This is a genomic window from Pseudogracilibacillus auburnensis, assembly GCF_003201975.1.
GTDB classification, from domain to species: domain Bacteria; phylum Bacillota; class Bacilli; order Bacillales; family Amphibacillaceae; genus Pseudogracilibacillus; species Pseudogracilibacillus auburnensis.
The window spans coordinates 227143-249356 of record NZ_QJJQ01000003.1; the positions used below are offsets into that span (position 1 = coordinate 227143).

A 22214-nucleotide genomic window follows, 5' to 3' on the forward strand; every position below is an offset into this window, starting at 1 on the left:
CTTCCTGCGGGGTCTTCAGACTCGCGCTTTTCCCGCTGGAGTCAGTCACTTTCGCTCCAGACAACTAGAGTAGTTCATTGCATATGCAAAGTTTTTGGTAAAACAGTCAAAACTCTTGTAACGGTAGCATGGAACGCAATTTAGTTGTTCAGCAGACCCTAAGTTACTGCGCAGTTTATAAATAATTGGCAACACTTTTTTAAACAGTCATATTAAAAAGTTCGAACGAAGATGCAAATTCTTATTAGAAGAAACTTGCATCTTCGTTCGGATCTTTCTATGACCAAAACACTTTTGTCCCATCCTCTTCTATGAGCCTTATCTATTATTGCTTATACATTCATATTCGTTTATTCCTTATATAAGCATATAAGCGCTCTTACTCCCACTGGTACACTGAACAATATAGAATCTTTTCCTTTAGTTCTCTATTTTAATTATGCTATCATGGATTCATACTTTAATTAGGCTATATGTTTGAAAACAGCCTAATTATACAATACTAAATAGATAAGCAAAGGTAATTGGTGATCATATGACAAATCAATTTGAAAGACTACAAAAAGTAATTGCGCAAAGTGGACTTACATCAAGAAGGAAAGCGGAACAACTCATTTTAGATGGTCGTGTAAAAGTAAATAATAAAATAGTAAGGGAGTTAGGCACTAAAGTTACAACTTCAGATGAAATACAAGTAGATAATATTCCGATTGAAAAAGAAAAGTTAGTCTATTATGTATTATATAAACCTAGAGGTTATATTTCCTCTGTAAAAGATGAAAAAGATCGAGAAACAGTCATTGACTTAATGGATGATGTCAAAGAGCGTATTTTTCCGATCGGAAGGTTAGATTACAATACGTCAGGTGTATTGTTATTAACGAATGATGGTGAATTTGCTCATTTACTGATGCACCCTAAACACGAGATTGAAAAGGTGTATATCGTGAAAATTAAGGGTATACCAAGTAAGGAAACATTAGCCCAAATGCGAAAGGGTGTAAAGGACGAAGGGGATATTTTAAGAGCGGTTGACTACAAAGTAACATCCATCGACCGAAAAAAAAATACGATGATTGTACAAATCAAATTACACGAAGGGAAAAACCGACATATTAGAAGAATGATGGATCAACTAGGCCATCCAGTGCTGAAATTAAAAAGAGAAAAATATGGTTCGATTACAGTTGATCAATTACAGCCAGGGAAATATCGTTCACTTTCCCGACAAGAAGTTCATCAATTAACCATGCATGCGACAAATGTTAAACAATAGACAAATATTACAATATAATTAGTGTTATAATGTTTTTGGGAGTGATCGAAATGACCCTAGATAAGACACGCAAAAATAAAGAAGGAAAAATGCGAAAACGGTTTATCTTTAGAACGATAATATTAGCGATATTACTTGCAGCTGTCGTCTATGCTTTAGTTACAAACCTAAACCAAGACAAAGAAATGTACAATATTGGCGATAAAGCACCAGATTTTGAATTAGTACAAATTAATGAAAATAATGAGGTCGAAAAAATACGGCTTAGTGATCTCGAAGGAAAAGGGGTTATGTTAAATTTTTGGGCTACATATTGTAAACCATGTGAAGCGGAAATGCCTTATATGGAATCTTTGTATCCTGAATATAAAGATGACATCGAAATAGTTGCCGTAAGTCTCGATGCTAGTGAACTAGTAATTCATCAATTCATTGATAAATACGACCTATCATTTCCTGTTTTACATGATACGAAAAGTGAAATAATGGATTTATATAATGTCGGACCTATTCCAAGTACTTTTTTCATTAATCCAGAAGGAGAGATCGTTGACAAAGTGGCAGGTGCACTAACTTTGGAAAAATTAGAAGGTCACTTTCAAGAAATACAACCTTAACAAACCTATTAGTGAGGGATTTAGATGGATAAATTGAAATGTGAATGTGGGCATGTAAACCCCGAAGGAACAGTTCTTTGTGAATCATGTGGTAAACCAGTCGAAGAAAACCAACATATTGATGGTAATGATCAATCAAAGTTATTAAATATGCGTTATGATGGAACAGCAAGAAGATCTCAAACTTACAATCGCTCCATTGTTGATAAGACATGGAATTTTTTTTCGTCTGTAAAAGTTGGGGTTTGGCTAATCGTTATTGCACTTTTGGCATCAGGGTTAGGTACGATATATCCACAAGAAATGTATATTCCGGCAGAGGCTGAAAATAGAGATCCAGCCATATTTTATGAAGATTGGTATGGGTTAACAGGTAAAATTTATTATCAGTTAGGACTTCATAATTTATATAGTTCTTGGTGGTACATGATTTTAATTGCACTTATTGGTATTTCATTGGTTATTTGTAGTATTGATCGGTTCGTACCACTATATCGTGCATTAAAAAACCAACGACCTAAACGGCATAGTATCTTTTTAAGTCGACAAAGGTTATTTAGTGAAACAAAAACAGTAACAGATAAAGAAATGAATCACTTCATTACTAATTTAAAAAAACAAAGGTACAAAATTGTAAATGAGAATGGTAATATATTAGCTGAAAAAAATCGATTTTCCCGTTGGGGACCGTATGTGAATCATATTGGTTTAATTATTGTTCTTTTAGCAGCATTGCTCCGAATGACTCCTTTTTTATTTTTGGATGATTATGTATGGGTTAGAGAAGGCGAACAAAAAGTTATTCCTGGCACACATGGAGATTATTATATTGAGAATAAAAGATTTTTACTAGAACTATATGATGAAAATGATGAACGTTTTCAAGCAGCGATGGAGAAAAAAGGGGAAATAGTCCATAAAAACTATCAAACCGATGCCATTATTTATAAAGTGAAAAATGAAGGTGTTGTCGGAAGTGAACCTGAACTGGAGAAAGTAATAGAGAGCTCCATCCAGATGAATAAACCATTGAAATTTGATGGTTATACATTGTACCAATCTGGGTATCAACAAAATGAGTTTTCTAATATGACATTTAAAGTTTATCGAACAGATGACGAAAACCAGAATTCATTAGGTGAGGTAACAATCGATTTAACATCACCAGAAAAAACATACGAACTTGATAATGGTATTAGGCTACAAGTAAGTCAGTATTATCCGGATTATGTTTTGGAGAATGGTGAGCCTCGTTCTGTTTCCAAGTTTCCAAGAAATCCAGCATTTGTGTTCAATTTATTCCCACCAGACTCAAGTGAAGCAGAAATTAGCTTTGTCGGTATTGGGAAAAATATTGATGCAATGGGGGAAAATGAATATAAACTAGGAATAGTAGATTTCAATATGCATTATGTCAGTGGCTTAACTGTTCGTAGAGATTATACGTTACCGTTTTTCATTGTTGGTGCAGCTATTTTCATGATCGGTGTTATTCAAGGGATGTACTGGCAACATCGCAGAATTTGGGTTAATCCAAATGGTGAAGGTATCATGCTAGCAGCACATACGAATAAAAACTGGTTTGGCTTAAAGAAAGATATTGAAAAAGCAATAGCAAATACAAACATTCATATGGTCATTGATCAGGAAGAAATAGAAAAAGAAATAGAAAAAGATAAAGATAAAGCCTAGGAGGTCCTCTATTTATGGATAATTTATTAAGCATAAGCAGTACTGCACTTTATATTGCTTTTATCGTCTATTTAATCGCTACCGTTTTCTTCGGTGCAAGTATTCGGGATAAAAGAACTTCAACGAAGAAAGGAATATCTGGTTCGATTGCGATCGGATTAACAATTATTGGATTTATCGCTCAACTAACTTATTTTATTACGAGATGGATCGTTGGTGGACATGCACCAGTGAGTAATATGTTTGAATTTGTCACATTTTTAGGAATGAGCCTTGTCTTAGCTTTTATTATTATTTACTTTATCTATCGTTTAACAGCGTTAGGATTATTTGCTTTACCAATTTCAATGATCATTATTGCCTATGCGAGTGTATTTCCGTCGGACATATCTCCACTTGTTCCATCTTTACAAAGTCATTGGTTGTTTATTCACGTTATAACCGTTTCTTTATCACAAGGTGTTTTAGCTGTTAGTTTTGTAGCAGGGTTAATTTATTTAATAAAAACGGTCGATCAATCCGTTATTTCATTAAAATCGATTGGTCTTGAACTTATTTTAATAGCGTTAATCTTTTTAGTTGGATTTGCCGCTTCGTCTATTGGTTTTCAGTTAAATGACTATCACGCAGAAATTCAATACCATGAACCGAATTATGAAAAATTTAAAGATGAGCCGAAAGCAAATATTAAACCAGAAGAAATTGAAGTATATAAAATGCCTGCCATTGTAGGTCCTAAAGATGGGGTTATGTTAACAGAAAATAAAATGGAACCACTTATTAGCATACCAGGATGGATGAAGGGTAAAGATGCTCCGAGAAAATTAAACACAGTTGTTTGGTCTGTCTTTTCAGGTCTCATCATCTATGGAGTTATATTACTATTGATCCGAAAAAGACTGGGAGCTTGGATTCAACCATTTTTGAAAAATGTTAATAAAAATGTGGTCGATGAAATTACGTATCGATCAGTCGCAATTGGCTTTCCGTTATTTACTTTGGGAGGATTAATCTTTGCAGCAATATGGGCTCAAATTGCTTGGGACAGATTTTGGGGATGGGATCCAAAAGAAGTATGGGCACTTATCACTTGGTTCTTTTACGCAGCCTTCCTACATTTACGACTATCACGTGGTTGGCATGGAGAAAAATCATCATGGCTTGCTGTAGTAGGATTTGCGATTATTATGTTTAATATTATCGTTGTTAACTTAGTCCTTGCAGGATTGCATTCTTACGCTTAATATATAATTATATAGCTTTTACAAATCTATTTTTATACAATGACTAACGATTCGTTTATACTTAAATGTAGACAAGCGTGGAAGGAGGATTCTTCTATGGATAAGGGCAAAAGAATATTAGTCGTCGATGATGAAGATCGAATTAGGCGATTAATTCGTATGTACTTAGAACGCGATGATTTTGTTGTAGAAGAAGCGGAAAATGGAAGGCAAGCATTAGATATGGCATTAGAAAATGATTACGATGTGATTTTACTAGATATCATGATGCCAGAAATGGACGGGATTGAAGTATGTGAAGAATTACGGAAAGAAAAAATGACTCCTGTCATTATGTTAACCGCTAAAGGGGAAGAATCAAATCGAGTACAAGGGTTTGAAGTAGGTGCTGATGATTATATCGTTAAACCATTTAGTCCTAGAGAAGTTGTGCTTAGGGTAAAGGCAGTACTTCGAAGAACGAGTAACAGCGCATTAAATGATTCATCATCACATTCAAATAATTTAATTGTTTTCCCACATTTAACGATTGATCTTGATGCATATAGAGTAACATCAAATGATCAGGAAATTTCATTAACACCGAAAGAATACGAATTACTCGTCTTCTTGGCACAATCTCCTGATAAAGTATATAAGCGAGAAGATTTATTAAAAGAAGTTTGGCAATATGAATTCTTTGGTGACTTGCGAACGGTTGATACACATGTGAAACGGTTAAGGGAAAAATTAACGAACGTTTCAAAAGAAGCTGCAAAGATGATCGTAACTGTTTGGGGCATAGGTTATAAATTAGAGGTAGATGATAAATAATGTTTTGGCGAAGTGTAGTAGGAAAACTAGCAATAACAATATTATTGCTAGTTTCTTTTGTCTTATTCATATTAACAATCTTACTGCTTGAATTTTTTGAAGGATTTCATGTGCAAGAAGCTGAGAAAGCGATGGTACAAACAGCGACAAAAATTTCTTTATTAGTAGAAGAGCATGATGAAATACCACTCATTATGGAAATGACAGAGAGAGTGAAAGACCCTACTAGTAGAGTAATTATTTATTTCGCAGATGGTACGATGTGGGCTTCTAATACGACGAATGAACATTTAACCGAGCTTGGAAACATATCACCAAAAAACAATGCAGCCTTTATGAAAGTCATTACGGACAGAGAACCATTTAATGAAAAAATAACGTTAAACGATGATGACACGGAAATAATGGTAATAGGTAAGCCACTGAATAAGAAGGACGGTGCCATTTTTGTTTTCCAATCATTAGATGTGATTAATCAAACAAAAGCGGAAACGACCAAAATAATTTTTGTTGCAGCAGCAATAGCCATTGTACTTACAACTATCTTTGCTTTTTTCTTATCGACTCGGATTACGGCACCACTTATTCAAATGCGTGAAGCTGCAATTGACCTTGCGAAAGGTGAATTTAATACAAAACTACCTGTCGTAAGTCATGATGAGATTGGCGAACTTGCGATTGCTTTTAATCGTATGGGTCGACAATTAAATTTCCATATTAATGCATTACGACAAGAAAAAGAACAACTGACAAGTATCGTTAATTCGATGGCAGATGGAGTTATTACCTTTACACGAGAAGGACATATAATCGTCATTAATCCACCTGCTGAACAGTTTATCCAAGATTGGAATTTTGAAAACAATATAAGATTTGATGAATATGAAAACCAACTTCCGGATGAATTAATGCAAATTTTACAACAAGTTATTAAGGAAGAAAAAGAAGTACTGCAAGAACTAAATTTACAAGGGCGAGATTGGGTCATGATTATGACTCCACTTTATGATAATTCTTACATTCGGGGTGCAGTTGCAGTCATTCGTGATATGACGGAAGAGAGACAATTAGATAAATTAAGAAAAGATTTTATTTCTAATGTGTCGCATGAACTCAGAACACCAATTGCATTAATGCAAGGTTATAGTGAAGCGATTGTGGACGATATTGCCGAGTCGGTTGAGGATAAAAATGAGCTTGCTAAAATTATTCATGAAGAGTCACTGAGAATGGGACGATTAGTGAATGAATTATTAGATATTGGACGAATGGAAGCTGGTCATATTGAATTAAACTTGGAAACAATCGAAGTCGAGCAATTTATTCAACGAATTTATAAGAAATTTATCGGAATGGCAGAGGAAAACAATATTGAACTCAAGCTAACGAAAGAAATGGAAAACAAGCTGATTACGATTGACTCTGACCGAATCGAACAAGTATTTACAAACTTAATCGATAATGCGCTAGGGCATACAAGGCCTAGTGGATATGTACACATATTTGTTCGTTCTATGCAAGATTATTTTTATGTCGAAGTGGAAGACAATGGAACAGGAATCCCTGAAGAAGATTTATCCTTCATTTTTGAACGTTTTTATAAAGCGGATAAATCGAGAACAAGAACAGATAAGAAAAAAGGAACTGGTTTAGGACTAGCCATTGCGAAACATATAATATCTGCACATGATGGAATTATTTCGGTTAAAAGTAGAGTAAATGAGGGAACAACATTTAGCTTTAAAGTTCCACAAAATCAGGGAAAACTCGCAAAGAATAATGATAACTAAATAAAAGAACTTGGTATGTATACATAGGTATGTATGCATAAATGGGAATCTAGTGAAATTCTAGAACTGTCCTCGCAACTGTCAGTAAGGACGAAATAGGAAAAAACCACTGTATGAAAATATGGGAAGGTACCTAAAGTAGGATGAATTACAAGTCAGTAGACCAGCCAAGTTTCTTTAAAGTAATGCTTCGGGGGTTAAGCAATCGTATGTATAAAAGCAAACCCGATTTGGTGTTTGCTTTTTTTAATAAAAAGGAGAGGAGCAACGTACAATGAAAAAGTTTTTTGCAACTTTTATTACTTTTCTCACCGTTATTGTTTTATTAATCGGGTGCTCAAATGAACCAACTACACCAAAAACAGAAGAAACGGAGCAACAGATAAAGGAAGAAGTAGTAGTAATAACTATTTCCATAGATAATCAGACTGAAATAATCACAGAAAAAGAATTGCCAATTTCAGATCATGATCTTTTAATGGAAGTGATGAAAGAGAATTTTGATATCGAAGAAGATGGCGGGTTTATTCAGTCTATTGATGGAATTCAACCAGAAAATGGAGAAGAAAAGGCTTGGATTTATTATATAAACGGGGAACTTGCGATGGTCGGGGCTACGGAATATGTACTAATAGCCGGAGATAAAATATTATTTGATTTACAAGCTTGGGAGTAAGATCATTGAATACATATAAAATAACGTTACTCGCTATTTTCGCAGCACTAGGTGTAGTTGGCCGATATGCTTTTGCCTTTTTACCAAACGTTCAGCCTGTAACGGCGTTAATTATTATTTGTGGAATTCTATTAGGTCCTGGATCTGCATTTTTATTAGCGATCTTAGTGACGTTCTTATCAAATATGTTATTAGGTATGGGTATTTGGACAGTGTGGCAAATTATGTCTTGGGGGTTAATTGGCATTATTTGCGGAATTCTAGGTAAGTTTTTTAAACAAATACCGACCTATATCATTGTCATCATTTCTGTTATTAGTGGATATTTTTATGGATTTGTTATCTCTTTAACGACCTATCAAGTAACAGGAAAGTTCTGGCCGTATTATATTATGGGATTACCGTTTGATACATACCATGCAATTGGAAATGCCGTATTTAGTGTCTTTTTATATCCGATCATACATTATTTATTAAAAAAGTATGCGAATAATCGATTCCATATTCAACAGTAAGCCCGAGACGTTGTCCATAAAGTAAAACGGCAAAATGAATAGACTTTTTGGACAACTTTTTAGGTAGATAGGCGAGTCAATTTCAAAGATAAAATCCATTCTTACTACTTATTGCCTGAAAGTGCGGTGTCTTGGGTCGCACTCACAATCATCTATCGAAAAATTTTTGCGACTGTGAATACTCGTTGTAATAAAGATTGTGCATTGTAGTAAGTGCAACATCACCTTTATCATTGTCTGTCCGCCAGCCAGTGTATTTTCTTTCATGTATACCAAATTTTCCAATATAAAAGAAGCTTTAATCTACATGAAAAATATAGTAAAATGAGTAAAAAAGACTAATAAGGGGGTGTGTCATTGTTATTTAAATTGATTGTGCTAACATCTCAATTCAGGATGCAAAAAGAACGAACAATTTCGGCAATCTATCACTTACTGAAAGGTAAACAATCGATCCAAACAATTCAAGATGCCCACTTATTTCAATTAGAGAAGTATTATGGGATTTATAAAAATCTAACGAGCCAAAGGTTCTTTGAAATAGTGAATAAATGTGAAAAAGACGGACTTGTTGTGAAGGAAGGGCATTATTATGGAGTAACAACGACAGGTGAATATTGGCTAAACAACCATAAAGCCCTGTTACAGGAATTATCCTTAGATGGTATAAAGTTTCGAAAGATGGACCAACTTTTCTTTTCCCGATTACTTTTACTCATCCAAGTATGGACAAATAGTAAAATGACGCACTTCAAATTTATTCCGATCATTGAACATAAAGAAGTTGAACAATGGGTGAGGCTATACTATCAAAAAACAAAAAATAATCTTGATCATTACTTACATACATTGTATGAAGAGTTTATCAGGCTCTTATCTAGTTTACCAACCAGCCATACGAACATATTTATTAATCAACTAACAGGCTATAAATCATTTGGACTTTCATTGGAACAATTAGCAACTAAATATAAGATGAGTAAAGAAGATATCCATCTCATTACGGTAAGCGTTTTACATTTTATGCTCTTATCCATCCTTGAAAACAAAGAGCAATATCCATTACTATATTCTTTTAAGGAAGATTTACATAAAGAAGACGTTTTAACTGATTCAGCAAAAGTAACAAAAAAACTGTTACAAAGTGGGCTAACGATCACCCAAATAGCAAATAACAGGAGGTTAAAAGAAAATACGATTTATGATCACATCGTTGAAATGGCTCATAATGACCAATCTTTTCCTCTTTCCACTTATGTTCATTTATCCGCACAACAACAAATTATTCGAGCAGTTGAACAAATCCAGTCTTTTAAATTAAAAGATATTAAATTAGCTGTCAGTAAGGAGATTACATATTTTCAGATTCGACTCGTTCTTGCAAGATGGAACCATTTTGATAAAAGGAGGGAGGAATCCTGATACACGAGAAACAATTAACACACTACTTACAACAATATTTTGACTATGACCGTTTCCAAGAAGGTCAACAAGAAATTATTGAAGATGTTTTAAATGGGAATGATGTGCTCGGAATATTAAAAACAGGATCAGGAAAATCACTCTGCTATCAATTGCCGGCTAAGTTACTTCCTGGACTTACAATCGTTGTTTCCCCACTTATTTCCCTCATGATCGATCAAGTTCGCCAAACGAAGGCGTTCCATTTTAAAGAAGTGGTTGCCTTACATAGTTTTCAACATCGAACGGAACGAAATCATATCATTCAACAGTTAGAACGGTTTAAATTAGTATATATTTCCCCGGAATTATTACAACAACGACCATTACTACATACTTTAACAACGATGGATGTCCGTTTATTTGTCATCGATGAAGCACATTGTATTTCACAGTGGGGATATGATTTTAGGCCTGATTATTTACGACTCGGAGCGGTGATTAAAACATTAGCAAATCCTCCTGTCTTAGCTTTAACTGGGACTGCAACAAAAGAAGTACAGCAAGATATAATAACGATGCTCGGCAGACAGCAAATGAAAAGGCATATTTATCCAATGGACAGGGAAAATATTTCACTATTAGTTCATGAAGTAAAAGAAGACGAAGAAAATAAAGTACAAATACTAACGAATGTACTAACAACCTATCATGTTCCAACCATTATTTATTTTTCAAGTCGCAAAATGGCCGAGCACATTGCTCAACAACTGTATATAAAATTGAACGATAGAAAAGTCGCTTTCTACCACGGCGGAATGGATACGATGGATCGGCTTAAAATTCAACAACAATTTATGGATGACCAACTAGATATTATTTGTTGCACAAGTGCTTTTGGCATGGGAATTAATAAGAAAAATATTCGTTTCGTCATTCATTATCATCTACCAACTCAAATAGAATCATATATACAAGAGATTGGCAGGGCGGGTCGAGATGGAGACGAAAGTGTCAGCCTTTTGCTTTATGAGCAGGGGGACATACATCTTCCGTTACAAATTATTGAAAATGAAATGCCTTCAGAAGCAGAAATAATGTTTGCAGCGAATCAGCTTTATCATTTGTATATAAATAAGCAAGAAATTCCGACAAAAGAGGATATGATTGAACAATATTTTCAAGTGAATGAAACAAAATGGAGAATTTTACACTATCAATTTGAATCACATGGTATGATTGTTCATAATCAAATAAATTATAATCATCAATTGTGGACAACCTCCATACAGCAAATGAAGCAATTTTGCACAGATAGACTTGTGATGAAACGTAAAAAAGTAACAGAAATATATGACTGGCTCGTCTCTACACAATGTTTACGTAAACAATTATATAAACGGTTTCAACGAGAGGTTGAGCAAAAAGAAAGACAGTGTTGTAGTAATTGCGGTTTTTCATTTTCGGAGTGGAATCCAAATGAAACGGCTGGAAAGATAACGGTCAAGGAGAAACTATGGCAAGACCAGTTGGCATCATTGTTATTAATAGGAGAATCTGAATGAAACAAGCAGAATTAATTAAAAAGATGTCTGATCAAGAACTAAAGAAGCAATTATTATTTTCTCAGTCGCTCTTTTTTATTTTGAGTATAATATTAAGTCTGTTTTTGTTTCCTAAGTTTTCTAATTGGTTCATGTATTTGGATGTTAATGTCAAACAAATTATTTATTATGGATGTATTCCAGCAATCATTGTCGTATTGATTGAAATCGTACTCCATTACATCATTCCTAGACGTTTTTTTGATGATGGTGGAATAAATGAAAAAATATTTAAAAACCAATCGATTGTCTCTATTTTTGTAATTGCTTTAGTCGTTGCTATTTCGGAAGAATTTTTGTTTCGAGGAGTCATTCAAACGACTTTCGGGTATATATTTGCAAGTAGCCTATTTATCGTTATCCACTTCAGATATTTAACAAAACCGGTATTACTAACATTAATTATTTTGATTAGCTTTTTACTTGGGTATTTATTTGAATTAACGGGTAACTTAATCGTTACTATCATTTTTCATTTTATCGTCGATTTTCTACTCGGCATTTTCATTAAATACAGTAAGTGAGGTGGTCATCGTTGCCAAATGAACAAGAAAATCAAGCGAAGAAATTGCAACAATTATTTCATGAAGTTGAAAAAAATGAACCAACTGAAAAAAAAGTAAAGGAAGAACCTGATTTGATTGAAATTGATGTTCTAAATTTACCACCACGTAAAGAAGTACATCAATCTCCAAAACAAAAACTTACCATTAATTTGGATATACCTTTTGTTCGATTCCTTTTCGTTTTTCTTATTTTAGTCGTGATCATATTCGCTATTTATATAGTAGCAGGTAATCAAATTATGATGTTATTTACATCATTACATTCGACATAAGATTGGGGGCATTACCCTATTGATTATCATTATAGCAATCATCTTATTTCTTTTCATTATGTCATTATCTGTATACATGTTTTACGTTGCACATAATGATACGGTAACATACGAAAAAATATCTAGTCATAAAATAACGAAAAATTTTTCTGGTTTTACGATATTTTTTATTGCAGATATTCACCGTAGAAACATAAAAAATCAAACATTACATAAAATCACAGAACAAATTGATCTTGTCCTGATTGGTGGCGATTTAATCGAACGCAATGTTTCGTTTCAAAAAATACGTAGCAATCTTAAAAAATTAAAAAAATGGAATAAACCAATTTATTTTGTATGGGGGAATAATGATTACGAAATAGACACATTTACATTTATTCAACTATTAAAAGAAGAAAATGTGGTAATTTTAGAAGATACACTCATAAACATATATAAAGGGACAGAAAAAGTTCAACTAATTGGATTCGATTATTATAAAGATATTAATTTACAACCATTATTCGATTGGAAGGAAGTAGATGATTCTTTTACAATCCTTTTGACACATAAACCGAGTTCTTTTTATGAGTTAGAGCAAGCAAAAAAAGCACAAATTGATTTAGTACTAGCTGGTCATACTCATGGTGGGCAAATAAGAATTTTTGGTTTTGGCTTTTATCAAAAAGGTGGGTTAAAGTATCATCATGGAACAAACATATTTATTACAGAAGGATATGGATATACATTATTACCTTTTCGTTTGCAAACAAAAGCGGAGTGCCATGTTATTACTTTAGTGCATAAACAAAATAAAAGATATGATAGTATAGAAGGAAAAAAGATGATATGATAAATTTATCATATTTACTTGAGTCAATTTCATAAATGGCATAATGGATGATGATGTATTCGAACAATAACCTTTTCTTTATGTTGGATTGTTTGAAATGATAAACACTAAACAAGTTGCTTGTAGCGAAAGGCGACAACTCTTAAGGGATTAGCCTGAGAGGGAATGCGGACTAAGTGCACCAGCACGTCTTAAGGCTGAGACTGCACTTACTCGCCTCATCGAAGAGCATTTGCACTTCGTTCGTCCCATCGTAAAGATCTGTGACGTCATTAATACTGACACGTCCTATGCGTCGGAAGTCCAAGCCATGCCTTTGGTAAGCAACGGTTTCAGTCCATTATAATGTTCGGATTAATCTTTACCTAATTAAATGATGAAATTGATTCGTTAAATAGTAGCTAATTACATGTAATTAAAAGAGGTGGAAACAGTGAAAATAGCCGTCCTTTATGGTGGTGTTTCCAAAGAGAGGGAAGTTTCAATATCTTCTAGTAAAGGTATTATGGAAGCATTAAAGCAAAACGGGCATGATGTGATTGGAATCGATTTTCATCCGAATCAATTAGATGAAATAATTAACCTTCAAGTTGATATCGTTTTTATTGGATTACACGGTAAATTTGGGGAAGATGGTTCTATCCAAGGGTTGTTAGATATGTTAAACATCCCTTATGTAGGTTCAGGCGTAATGGCATCTGCTTTGGCGATGGATAAATTTAAAGCGAAACAATTGTTTCAAACAGAAAATATACCTGTTGCCAAAGGAAATAAATACAGAATGACGAAACAAACGAATATCGAAGCTATTATTGATGATATTCATGCACATTTTACCGTTCCATTCGTCATTAAACCGAATCGGGAAGGATCGACTTTAGGCTTAACGATTGTAACAGAGCAAGCTCAAACGAAGGCTGCAATTGAAAAGGCGATAAAAAGTGATGAATTTATTTTAGTTGAACAATTTATTAAAGGAAAAGAATTAACTGTACCAGTCATGGGAAAAATAAATGAAGAACAAGCTCTTCCGATTATTGAAATTATCCCTAAAAATGACCTTTATGATTATGAATCAAAATACGCAGCTGGGGGTAGCGAACATATCATTCCAGCACGTATAAATGAGGAGCTTACGGAAAAAATTAAACAGTATGCTATAACAGCCCATCAAGTATTAGGATGTGAGACATACTCTAGAGCCGATTTTCTATTATCAGATGATGGTATACCATATATCCTTGAAGTGAACACATTACCTGGAATGACGCCAACAAGTTTGTTCCCAGATTCAGCGAAAAAAGCAAAAATTAGTTATGCAGAAATGATTGAGCATTTTATTCAGTTAACGGTTCGTTAATTCTGCACTTAATCATGATAATCTTTTTGGGATAATCCTGAAGATATTTTACATTGCATATTTGATTCAAAGGTGTATACTAAACACTGAGTATAGCTATTATTTACATATTTTATGCGTTAATCATAGGAGGTAAACTAATGGTAGCCGATAAAGCAGCAGATTCCAGTAAAGAAGTAAATGAAAAAATGGACATTTTAACATCAACAAGGACTGTTGTAAAGGAAGCGTTGGATAAATTAGGGTATCCGAATGAAGTATATGAATTATTAAAAGATTCACTGCGTATGATTAGAGTGAGAATCCCAGTACGAATGGATGATGGTTCAGTTAAAGTTTTTACGGGATTTCGTGCTCAACACAACGATGCAGTAGGACCTACTAAAGGTGGCGTTCGTTTTCATCCGGATGTAACTGAAACAGAAGTGAATGCTTTAGCGATTTGGATGAGTCTAAAAGCGGGGATCGTTGACCTACCATATGGTGGAGGTAAAGGCGGAATTATTTGCGATCCACGGGAGATGTCTTTTAGAGAATTAGAAAACTTAAGTAGGGGATACGTTCGTGCCATCAGTCAATTTGTTGGACCAACAAAAGACATTCCAGCACCTGATGTATTTACAAACTCCCAAATTATGGCTTGGATGATGGATGAATATAGTCGTATGGATGAATTTAACAATCCAGGATTTATTACAGGAAAACCAATTGTTTTAGGCGGCTCACACGGACGTGAATCTGCTACAGCTAAAGGGGTAACGATTTGTATTGAAGAAGCTGCGAAAAAGCGTGGATTTGAATTAGAAGGTGCAAAAATCGTTGTCCAAGGTTTCGGTAATGCTGGAAGTTTCTTATCTAAATTCCTTCATGAAGCTGGTGCAAAAGTAGTTGGAATTTCCGATGCCTATGGAGCTTTGTATGACCCAGAGGGATTAGACATCGATTATTTACTTGATCGCAGGGATAGTTTTGGTACGGTTACAACATTGTTTAAAAATACAATTACAAATAAAGAATTGCTTGAATTAGATTGTGATATTTTAGTTCCAGCAGCTGTTCAAAATCAAATAACAGAAGAAAATGCGCATAATATTAAAGCAGATATTATCGTAGAAGCAGCAAATGGACCGACGACGATGGAAGCGACAAAAATTTTAACAGAACGTGGAAAGCTTCTCGTTCCTGATGTACTCGCATCCTCTGGCGGTGTCACTGTTTCTTATTTTGAATGGGTGCAAAATAACCAAGGTTATTACTGGCCTGAAGAAGAAATAGAAGAAAAGTTATATAAAGTAATGAAAAAATCATTTGATACTATTTATAATACGGCCCAAACAAGACGAGTTAATATGCGTTTAGCTGCCTATATGGTCGGTGTAAGGAAGATGGCAGAAGCATCAAGATATCGCGGCTGGGTATGAATGTAGGTATTCGGATTATCTTGTCGAAAGACAAAAATAATGTAGATGATATTAGCTAACCTAACAATGGAATATGCGAGACTTCTGGTCAGCTAGAGGCGGTTACGTCCATGTGACATATGTCAACACTATCACGCCTTAGGACTGCGGTTAATTCGTCCAACTAAACAGTTTTTTTCGACTGCAATTACTCCTTGCAATAAACATGGTGCATCAGAGGATAAGGCAGCCGGTCTGATGAAAGTGACCAAAGGAGCTTGAACAGATATCGCCCTTGTGCCTGTGGTGAAAACGAGTATATTCCATTTGGGTTATTGGATAAGAAAGCATTTCTACACTGTTTTCCAAAGTTCTAATAAAAGCGTATCGTGCTAACATGTATCATAAGTAGAGGATGAAATTGTAATGATTTTATGCTCTACTTTTCTATTTCTGCGAAATTTTTGGCAAGAGAAATTCAGGATTGCTTGAAATTAATATGACAGGCAACTTTTTTCGAAACAATTTGCTACAGATGGAGGAAATAATTTTAATGGAAGAACAGACAATTATTATTGGAGCAGGACCTTGTGGGCTATCCTGTGCATTAGAATTGCAAAAAGCTGATATAAATCCACTCATTATTGAAAAAGGAAATATTGTCGAAACAATTTATCGTTTTCCTACACATCAAACATTTTTTAGTACAAGTTTTAATATAGAGATTGGCGATATTCCTTTTGTTTCTGAAAAATCGAAACCGGTACGTAATGAGGCTTTAGCGTATTACCGGGAAGTTGCTAAACGAAATAGTTTACGGATTCGACCATTTGAAAAAGCAATAGACGTCAAGATAGTAAACAATCACTTAATTGAATTAACAACTGTTAAGAATAATCGAGAATGCTATTATAAAGCAAAGAATATTGTTATTGCTACAGGGTACTATGATCAACCGAAGTTCCTACAAATACGTGGTGAAAATTTACCAAAAGTAATGCACTACTTTAAAGAAGCACATGAATATTATGATACAGATGTTGTCGTCATTGGTGGAAGAAACTCAGCAGTGGATGCAGCTCTAGAGCTACAGAAAGTTGGAGCGAGAGTAACCGTATTATACCGTGCAGATTCGTATTCAAAGAGTATTAAACCGTGGATTTTACCACAATTTGATTCCTTCGTTCAAAAAGGGGACATACAAATGGAATTCCATGCAAATGTTACCGAAATAACTGAGGAAAATGTTTTTTATGAAGTGAAGGGGAAACAGAAAAAAATCAAAAATGATTTTGTTTTTGCAATGACAGGTTATGAGCCAGACATTCCATTTTTAAAGAGAATTGGATTAAACATCGATTCTACAACAGGGAAGCCGATCATAAATGAACAGACGTATGAAACAAATATTCCAAATATATATGTAGCCGGGGTCGTTGTATCTGGCTATAACGGTAACGAAACTTTTATCGAAAATGGTCGGTTCCACGGAAAGCAAATTGCAACATCGATTATAAATAAAGGACAAGAAAATAATTTATCCTAACGTGGTTATAAAACAGATACTATTGGTCACATTGGCTCGCCTAATGTGGCCTTTTTGGTGTTGTCCTTTTTAAAATGTGCATAGATACGTTTAGTTAATTCTTAGTTTAAATAGACTTCTCTCACCTCCATTTTTTCGAGTTTTGATTGTTCCACTGTAACGTCGAACTTCTAAAAAGAACAGTGTATTTTTGATTGAAAATAATCATTCTTAAAAAACATGCATAAAAAGGATGATAAATCAAAAAATACATGTACAACAAATTGTTTGGAGGAAAGAGAATGAATTACAAAAAAATTTCACTCATTCTATTGTTTAGTTTTATTATGACAATAACCGTTCCATTTTCCTTTTCAAAACCAGTGCAGGCATTTAGCCCACAAGTGATTCAACATGGAGCAGTTGGGGATGACGTTATCGAGTTACAAGCACGACTTGCATATATTGGGTTTTATCATGGGAAAATTGATGGTGTATTTGGCTGGAGTACATATTGGGCATTACGTAACTTCCAATATGAGTTTGGTATGGATATTGACGGAATCGCGGGAGAAAAAACGAAAGCAAAATTAGTGAAAGCAACGAAATATAATGAACAAGAGACAAAAGCAAAAATGTATAAAACCCCTAACCAACAGACAGCAAATAAACAACCAGCAAAGCAGACAGAAAAAGCGCCAGAGCAACAAACTACTGCCGTGAATGTCCCGCAAGGATTTTCACAAAATGATATTAAACTTATGGCAAACGCAGTCCATGGCGAAGCCCGAGGGGAACCGTATGAAGGTCAGGTTGCTGTTGCTTCCGTCATTTTAAATCGGACAAAAAGTTCTACCTTTCCTAACACTGTATCAGGAGTTATTTTTGAACCGAGAGCGTTTACTGCTGTTGCAGATGGTCAGATATGGTTAACACCAAATGAAACGGCAAGAAGGGCGGTATTAGATGCAATCAATGGTTGGGATCCATCAGGAAATGCACTCTATTACTTTAACCCAGAAACAGCGACCTCCCCTTGGATTTGGACACGACCACAAATTAAACAAATTGGTAAACATATATTTTGTAAATAGAAAGGATTGATAGCATGATACGTTCCATTCTCATCGCTGTACTAGCTGTTGGAATTGCTGGTATTTCTTACTGGGGATATAAAGAACATGAGGAAAAAAATGCGTTGCTCATCCATGCAGAAAATACGTACCAACGCTCTTTCCATGAATTATCTTATCATATGGATTTATTACACGATAAGATCGGTACTTCACTTGCAATGAATTCTGGTGAAAGACTTTCTCCTCAATTTGTAGATATTTGGCGTTTAACATCCCAAGCTTTAACAAATGTTGGTCAATTACCACTAACGTTATTGCCATTTAATAAAACGGAAGAATTTTTATCCAATATAGGTGATTTCACGTACAAAACAGCAATTCGAAATTTAGATGATGACCCTTTAACAGACGATGAAATTAAAGCATTAGAAAGTTATTATAAACAAGCAGCAAACATTAAAGATGAACTAAGACAAGTACAATATACTTCCCTTGAAAATAATTTACGGTGGATGGATGTTGAATTAGCGTTAGCTACGCAAGATCAAGCAGATAATACGATCATTGATGGATTTAAAACAGTGGAAAAGAAAGTAGGCGAATTTGCAGAAGGTGACGAAGGATCTTTATTAATGCAAACAAGCGTAAAAGATCATGAATTTAAATATTTAACGGGCGAGCGGAAAAGCGAACAAGATATAAGGGATTTCAGTAAAAAATTATTTTCCATTAAAGACGATCAAAATATAAATATAACAAAAAGTGGAGAAGGTGCAGATGTCCAAACTTTTTCTGTTTCCTATAAAGATGGAAAAAGTGTCTATATGGACATTACGCAAAAAGGAGCACATCCAATATCTATCCTCGTAGATCGTCCAATTAATGAAAAAAAATTATCGTTAAATGATGGATTGCTCGCCGCAGAAAAATATTTAAAACAATTTGATTATCCAAATATGGAAGTATTTCAAACACAGCAATTTGATAATGAGGGAGTATTTTCATTTACGTATAAGCAAGACGATGTAAGAGTCTACCCTGATTCGATGGTCGTCAAAGTAGCCTTAGATAATGGTGATATTATCGGCTTGAATGCCAACAATTATTTGATGAATCACCATGAACGGAAGATTCCAAAACCAAAATTAACGATTGAAGAAGCTCAGAAATTTGTCAATGGAAATGTCCATATCCAGGAAGAACATCTTGCCATAATTGAAAATGATCTTGGTGAGGAAGTATTAACATATGAATTTCTAGGGGTGTTGGATGATGAAACATTTAGAATCTTTATTAACGCAAATGATGGTATTGAAGAAAAAGTCGAAAAATTAACAGGAACGGAAACAAATTTTGAGGCAAACCTATAAAAAACACTTCCATTATAATCACGTATATGAGATAATGATCCTAGGTATTTATACCTAATATCCATATTAGTTGGAGGCTGTAAAAGTGGAAATAGGATCTTCTATCACGTTAAGAGTAAAGAATGAAACGGACTCAAATGAGTGGAATTCACATCGCTGTAAAATCATTGATAGAGATAATAAATATGTCTATATCGACTACCCAATCAATAATAAAACAAATAAAACAATGCAATTGTCGACTAATGACTACATTACAATTAGTTTCGTAAAAAAAGGGATAGTATATGAATTTCATTCTATTGTTGAAAAGCGGATAAACTTAACAGTCCCTGCACTTGCAATATTGTTACCGGAAGCAGAGGAAATAAAACGAATTCAGCGCAGAGACTTTGTTCGGGTGAAATCAGACGTAGATATTGCGGTTCATTTTTCAGATGGCTCTACACCACCACTTGTATCTGTTACTCAAGATATAAGTGGTGGAGGTGCCTCTGTCGTTATTCCTCCAAATACAAAGCCTTTATTTCAAAAACAACCGATAACTGTTTACCTCATTTTGCATTCAATAACAGTTCCATACGAATATATTAAAATAGACGCGGAAATAATTCGACTTCACACGAATAATGATATCCATTCTATGTCCTTAAAGTTTCTCTTTAATTCTGATCGAAATCAACAAAAAATAATCAATTATTGTTTTGATAAACAACGAGAAAAAAGAAAACTTGGACTAATCTAAGTGCGTGTTCAAAAAGGCTGATAAAGAAGACCTGAGAAATGCTACTGGCTAAAACGCCACATCCTGGGACTGAGATGACTCGCCCCATCGAAAAGCCTTGGGACGTCACGCCTTTAACCAGTGAGCAGTAAGAAAGGATTTATCCTTTCTTACTTGCCAACGCAGAAATTCGATGTGTCATTTTTGTTGGACTTTTCGAACAACCTCTATAAGACAAAGAATTCTTTAATGGAACTTGGCATTTGCCAAGTTTTTTCATACAATAAAGAAGACTTGGCTCAGAATGAAATCTTAACTCAGTCTAAAATTGTAGTTACACTTCTGAGCTTTTCAAATAAACTTATTATTTATTTGCATCGGTGGCAACATCACCCAATGGGTTGATAATTGGTGTGTATGTATGGCAGCATTTAACTTCCGTCTATTTAGGAGGAGTTAATAGCGACAATAAGACAAAGTTACTTTGATTCAATAGGGGGATAAAACATGGTAAATAATAACATTAGAATTGCCATTGATGGACCGGCAGCTGCTGGAAAAAGTACGGTGGCAAGAAAAATTGCAGAACGGCTTTCAATCGTTTACATTGATACAGGTGCAATGTACCGTGCTTTAACATTAAAAGCTCTTCAGAACAATGTAAACATAGAAGATGAGCAATCTCTTATTCATCTACTAAAAAAGACTACCATCCAATTAAAACAAACGGATCACGGACAGATCGTGTATTTAGATCATAAAGATGTATCTTCTGATATTAGAACTCAAGCTGTATCTAATGCCGTTTCCATTGTCGCAAAACATCGTCTCATTCGTGAAGAAATGGTGGATAGGCAAAGAAAACTTGCTGATAATATTAATGTCGTAATGGACGGACGTGATGTAGGAACCCATATTCTACCAATGGCAGAAGTAAAAATATTTTTAATTGCCTCTGTAGAAGAACGAGCTTTACGTCGTCATAAAGAAAATATTTCTAAAGGTTTCTCTTCTGATCTAGACCAATTAAAACAGGAGATTATAAAAAGGGATGAACGTGATTCAAAACGAGCGAGTTCTCCTTTAGTTCAAGCAGATGATGCGATCGCAATCGATACGACGTCTTTGTCTATTGAAGAAGTTGTTGAAAAAATTTTAAAGGAAGTGAGTCAATTTCATCAATAGCATTATGGGTGATTCAGCCGAACAAAAACGCTAAAGTGACTGCAGCAAAAGTAGCCGTCTCCTTCTGGAATAAAGTGAGGGCCAATGGGGAATGCAGACTATGTACGCAACGTCCTGGTATCTCACTCGTCCCATCGAAAAATATTTGTGGAAATGTCTAAGACTGTGTCGGAGACCCACAGCGAGTCAAGTAGAGCAAGGAGGCTTAAGCAGACCTTAGGATAGCGTTCGCTTGTACCGGAAAGCAACGGTTTTAATAAATTTATATTGTTT

Annotated in this window: 20 protein-coding genes and 1 riboswitch; all 20 genes read left to right on the plus strand. The window is 34.6% G+C overall.

What is annotated here, in order from left to right; genetic code table 11:
• Positions 1-535: 535 nt before the first annotated feature.
• The gene (locus DFR56_RS06050) at positions 536-1276 is read left to right on the plus strand and encodes a pseudouridine synthase (RefSeq protein ID WP_110394541.1); all 741 of its coding nucleotides are present in this window, start codon (positions 536-538) and stop codon (positions 1274-1276) included.
• Between the two features lie 50 nt (positions 1277-1326).
• A complete protein-coding gene (gene resA, locus DFR56_RS06055) occupies positions 1327-1893 on the plus strand; it encodes a thiol-disulfide oxidoreductase ResA (RefSeq protein WP_110394542.1) in 567 nt (188 codons plus the stop codon).
• Positions 1894-1917: 24 nt separating this feature from the next.
• Positions 1918-3585 carry a cytochrome c biogenesis protein ResB gene (gene resB / locus DFR56_RS06060; protein WP_110394543.1) on the plus strand — a complete coding sequence of 556 codons (1668 nt, stop codon included), beginning with the start codon at positions 1918-1920 and terminating at the stop codon, positions 3583-3585.
• Between the two features lie 14 nt (positions 3586-3599).
• Positions 3600-4829, plus strand: a complete 1230-nt coding sequence (ccsA, locus tag DFR56_RS06065; protein WP_110394544.1) for a cytochrome c biogenesis protein CcsA — start codon at positions 3600-3602, stop codon at positions 4827-4829.
• Between the two features lie 96 nt (positions 4830-4925).
• Positions 4926-5642, plus strand: a complete 717-nt coding sequence (locus DFR56_RS06070; protein ID WP_110394545.1) for a response regulator transcription factor — start codon at positions 4926-4928, stop codon at positions 5640-5642.
• On the plus strand, positions 5642-7432 hold the full coding sequence (locus DFR56_RS06075) for an ATP-binding protein (RefSeq protein ID WP_110394546.1): 1791 nt from the start codon (positions 5642-5644) through the stop codon (positions 7430-7432). Before DFR56_RS06070 ends, DFR56_RS06075 begins: the two co-directional genes overlap by 1 nt.
• Positions 7427-7618: riboswitch (cobalamin riboswitch) on the plus strand. Its footprint overlaps the gene before it by 6 nt.
• 88 nt (positions 7619-7706) lie before the next feature.
• On the plus strand, positions 7707-8108 hold the full coding sequence (locus DFR56_RS06080; RefSeq protein ID WP_110394547.1) for a DUF4430 domain-containing protein: 402 nt from the start codon (positions 7707-7709) through the stop codon (positions 8106-8108).
• 5 nt (positions 8109-8113) lie between these two features.
• Positions 8114-8623 carry an ECF transporter S component gene (locus tag DFR56_RS06085; RefSeq protein WP_110394548.1) on the plus strand — a complete coding sequence of 170 codons (510 nt, stop codon included), beginning with the start codon at positions 8114-8116 and terminating at the stop codon, positions 8621-8623.
• A gap of 357 nt (positions 8624-8980) precedes the next feature.
• Positions 8981-10045: a YpbB family protein gene (locus DFR56_RS06090; RefSeq protein WP_110394549.1), complete on the plus strand. Its 1065-nt coding sequence runs from the start codon at positions 8981-8983 to the stop codon at positions 10043-10045.
• The gene (locus tag DFR56_RS06095) at positions 10045-11589 is read left to right on the plus strand and encodes a RecQ family ATP-dependent DNA helicase (protein WP_244916442.1); all 1545 of its coding nucleotides are present in this window, start codon (positions 10045-10047) and stop codon (positions 11587-11589) included. Before DFR56_RS06090 ends, DFR56_RS06095 begins: the two co-directional genes overlap by 1 nt.
• Positions 11586-12152 carry a CPBP family intramembrane glutamic endopeptidase gene (locus DFR56_RS06100; protein ID WP_110394551.1) on the plus strand — a complete coding sequence of 189 codons (567 nt, stop codon included), beginning with the start codon at positions 11586-11588 and terminating at the stop codon, positions 12150-12152. Before DFR56_RS06095 ends, DFR56_RS06100 begins: the two co-directional genes overlap by 4 nt.
• 11 nt (positions 12153-12163) lie before the next feature.
• Positions 12164-12466, plus strand: coding sequence for a hypothetical protein (locus DFR56_RS06105; protein WP_110394552.1), 303 nt, complete (start codon positions 12164-12166; stop codon positions 12464-12466).
• 19 nt (positions 12467-12485) lie between these two features.
• A complete protein-coding gene (locus DFR56_RS06110; protein ID WP_110394553.1) occupies positions 12486-13301 on the plus strand; it encodes a metallophosphoesterase in 816 nt (271 codons plus the stop codon).
• 433 nt (positions 13302-13734) lie between these two features.
• A complete protein-coding gene (locus DFR56_RS06115; RefSeq protein ID WP_110394554.1) occupies positions 13735-14661 on the plus strand; it encodes a D-alanine--D-alanine ligase in 927 nt (308 codons plus the stop codon).
• Between the two features lie 140 nt (positions 14662-14801).
• A complete protein-coding gene (locus DFR56_RS06120; RefSeq protein ID WP_110394555.1) occupies positions 14802-16082 on the plus strand; it encodes a Glu/Leu/Phe/Val family dehydrogenase in 1281 nt (426 codons plus the stop codon).
• A 532-nt stretch (positions 16083-16614) separates the two neighbouring features.
• On the plus strand, positions 16615-17607 hold the full coding sequence (locus DFR56_RS06125; protein ID WP_244916432.1) for a YpdA family putative bacillithiol disulfide reductase: 993 nt from the start codon (positions 16615-16617) through the stop codon (positions 17605-17607).
• Between the two features lie 281 nt (positions 17608-17888).
• Entirely contained in the window at positions 17889-18680 is a 792-nt protein-coding gene (gene sleB / locus DFR56_RS06130) for a spore cortex-lytic enzyme (RefSeq protein WP_110394556.1), read from the plus strand.
• A gap of 14 nt (positions 18681-18694) precedes the next feature.
• Positions 18695-20032 (plus strand): germination protein YpeB, encoded by a 1338-nt coding sequence (ypeB, locus tag DFR56_RS06135; protein ID WP_110394557.1) that lies wholly within the window; start codon positions 18695-18697, stop codon positions 20030-20032.
• Between the two features lie 85 nt (positions 20033-20117).
• Entirely contained in the window at positions 20118-20777 is a 660-nt protein-coding gene (locus DFR56_RS06140; RefSeq protein WP_158525514.1) for a flagellar brake protein, read from the plus strand.
• Positions 20778-21263: 486 nt separating this feature from the next.
• Entirely contained in the window at positions 21264-21941 is a 678-nt protein-coding gene (cmk, locus tag DFR56_RS06145; protein WP_110394559.1) for a (d)CMP kinase, read from the plus strand.
• The last annotated feature ends 273 nt before the right edge of the window (positions 21942-22214 follow it).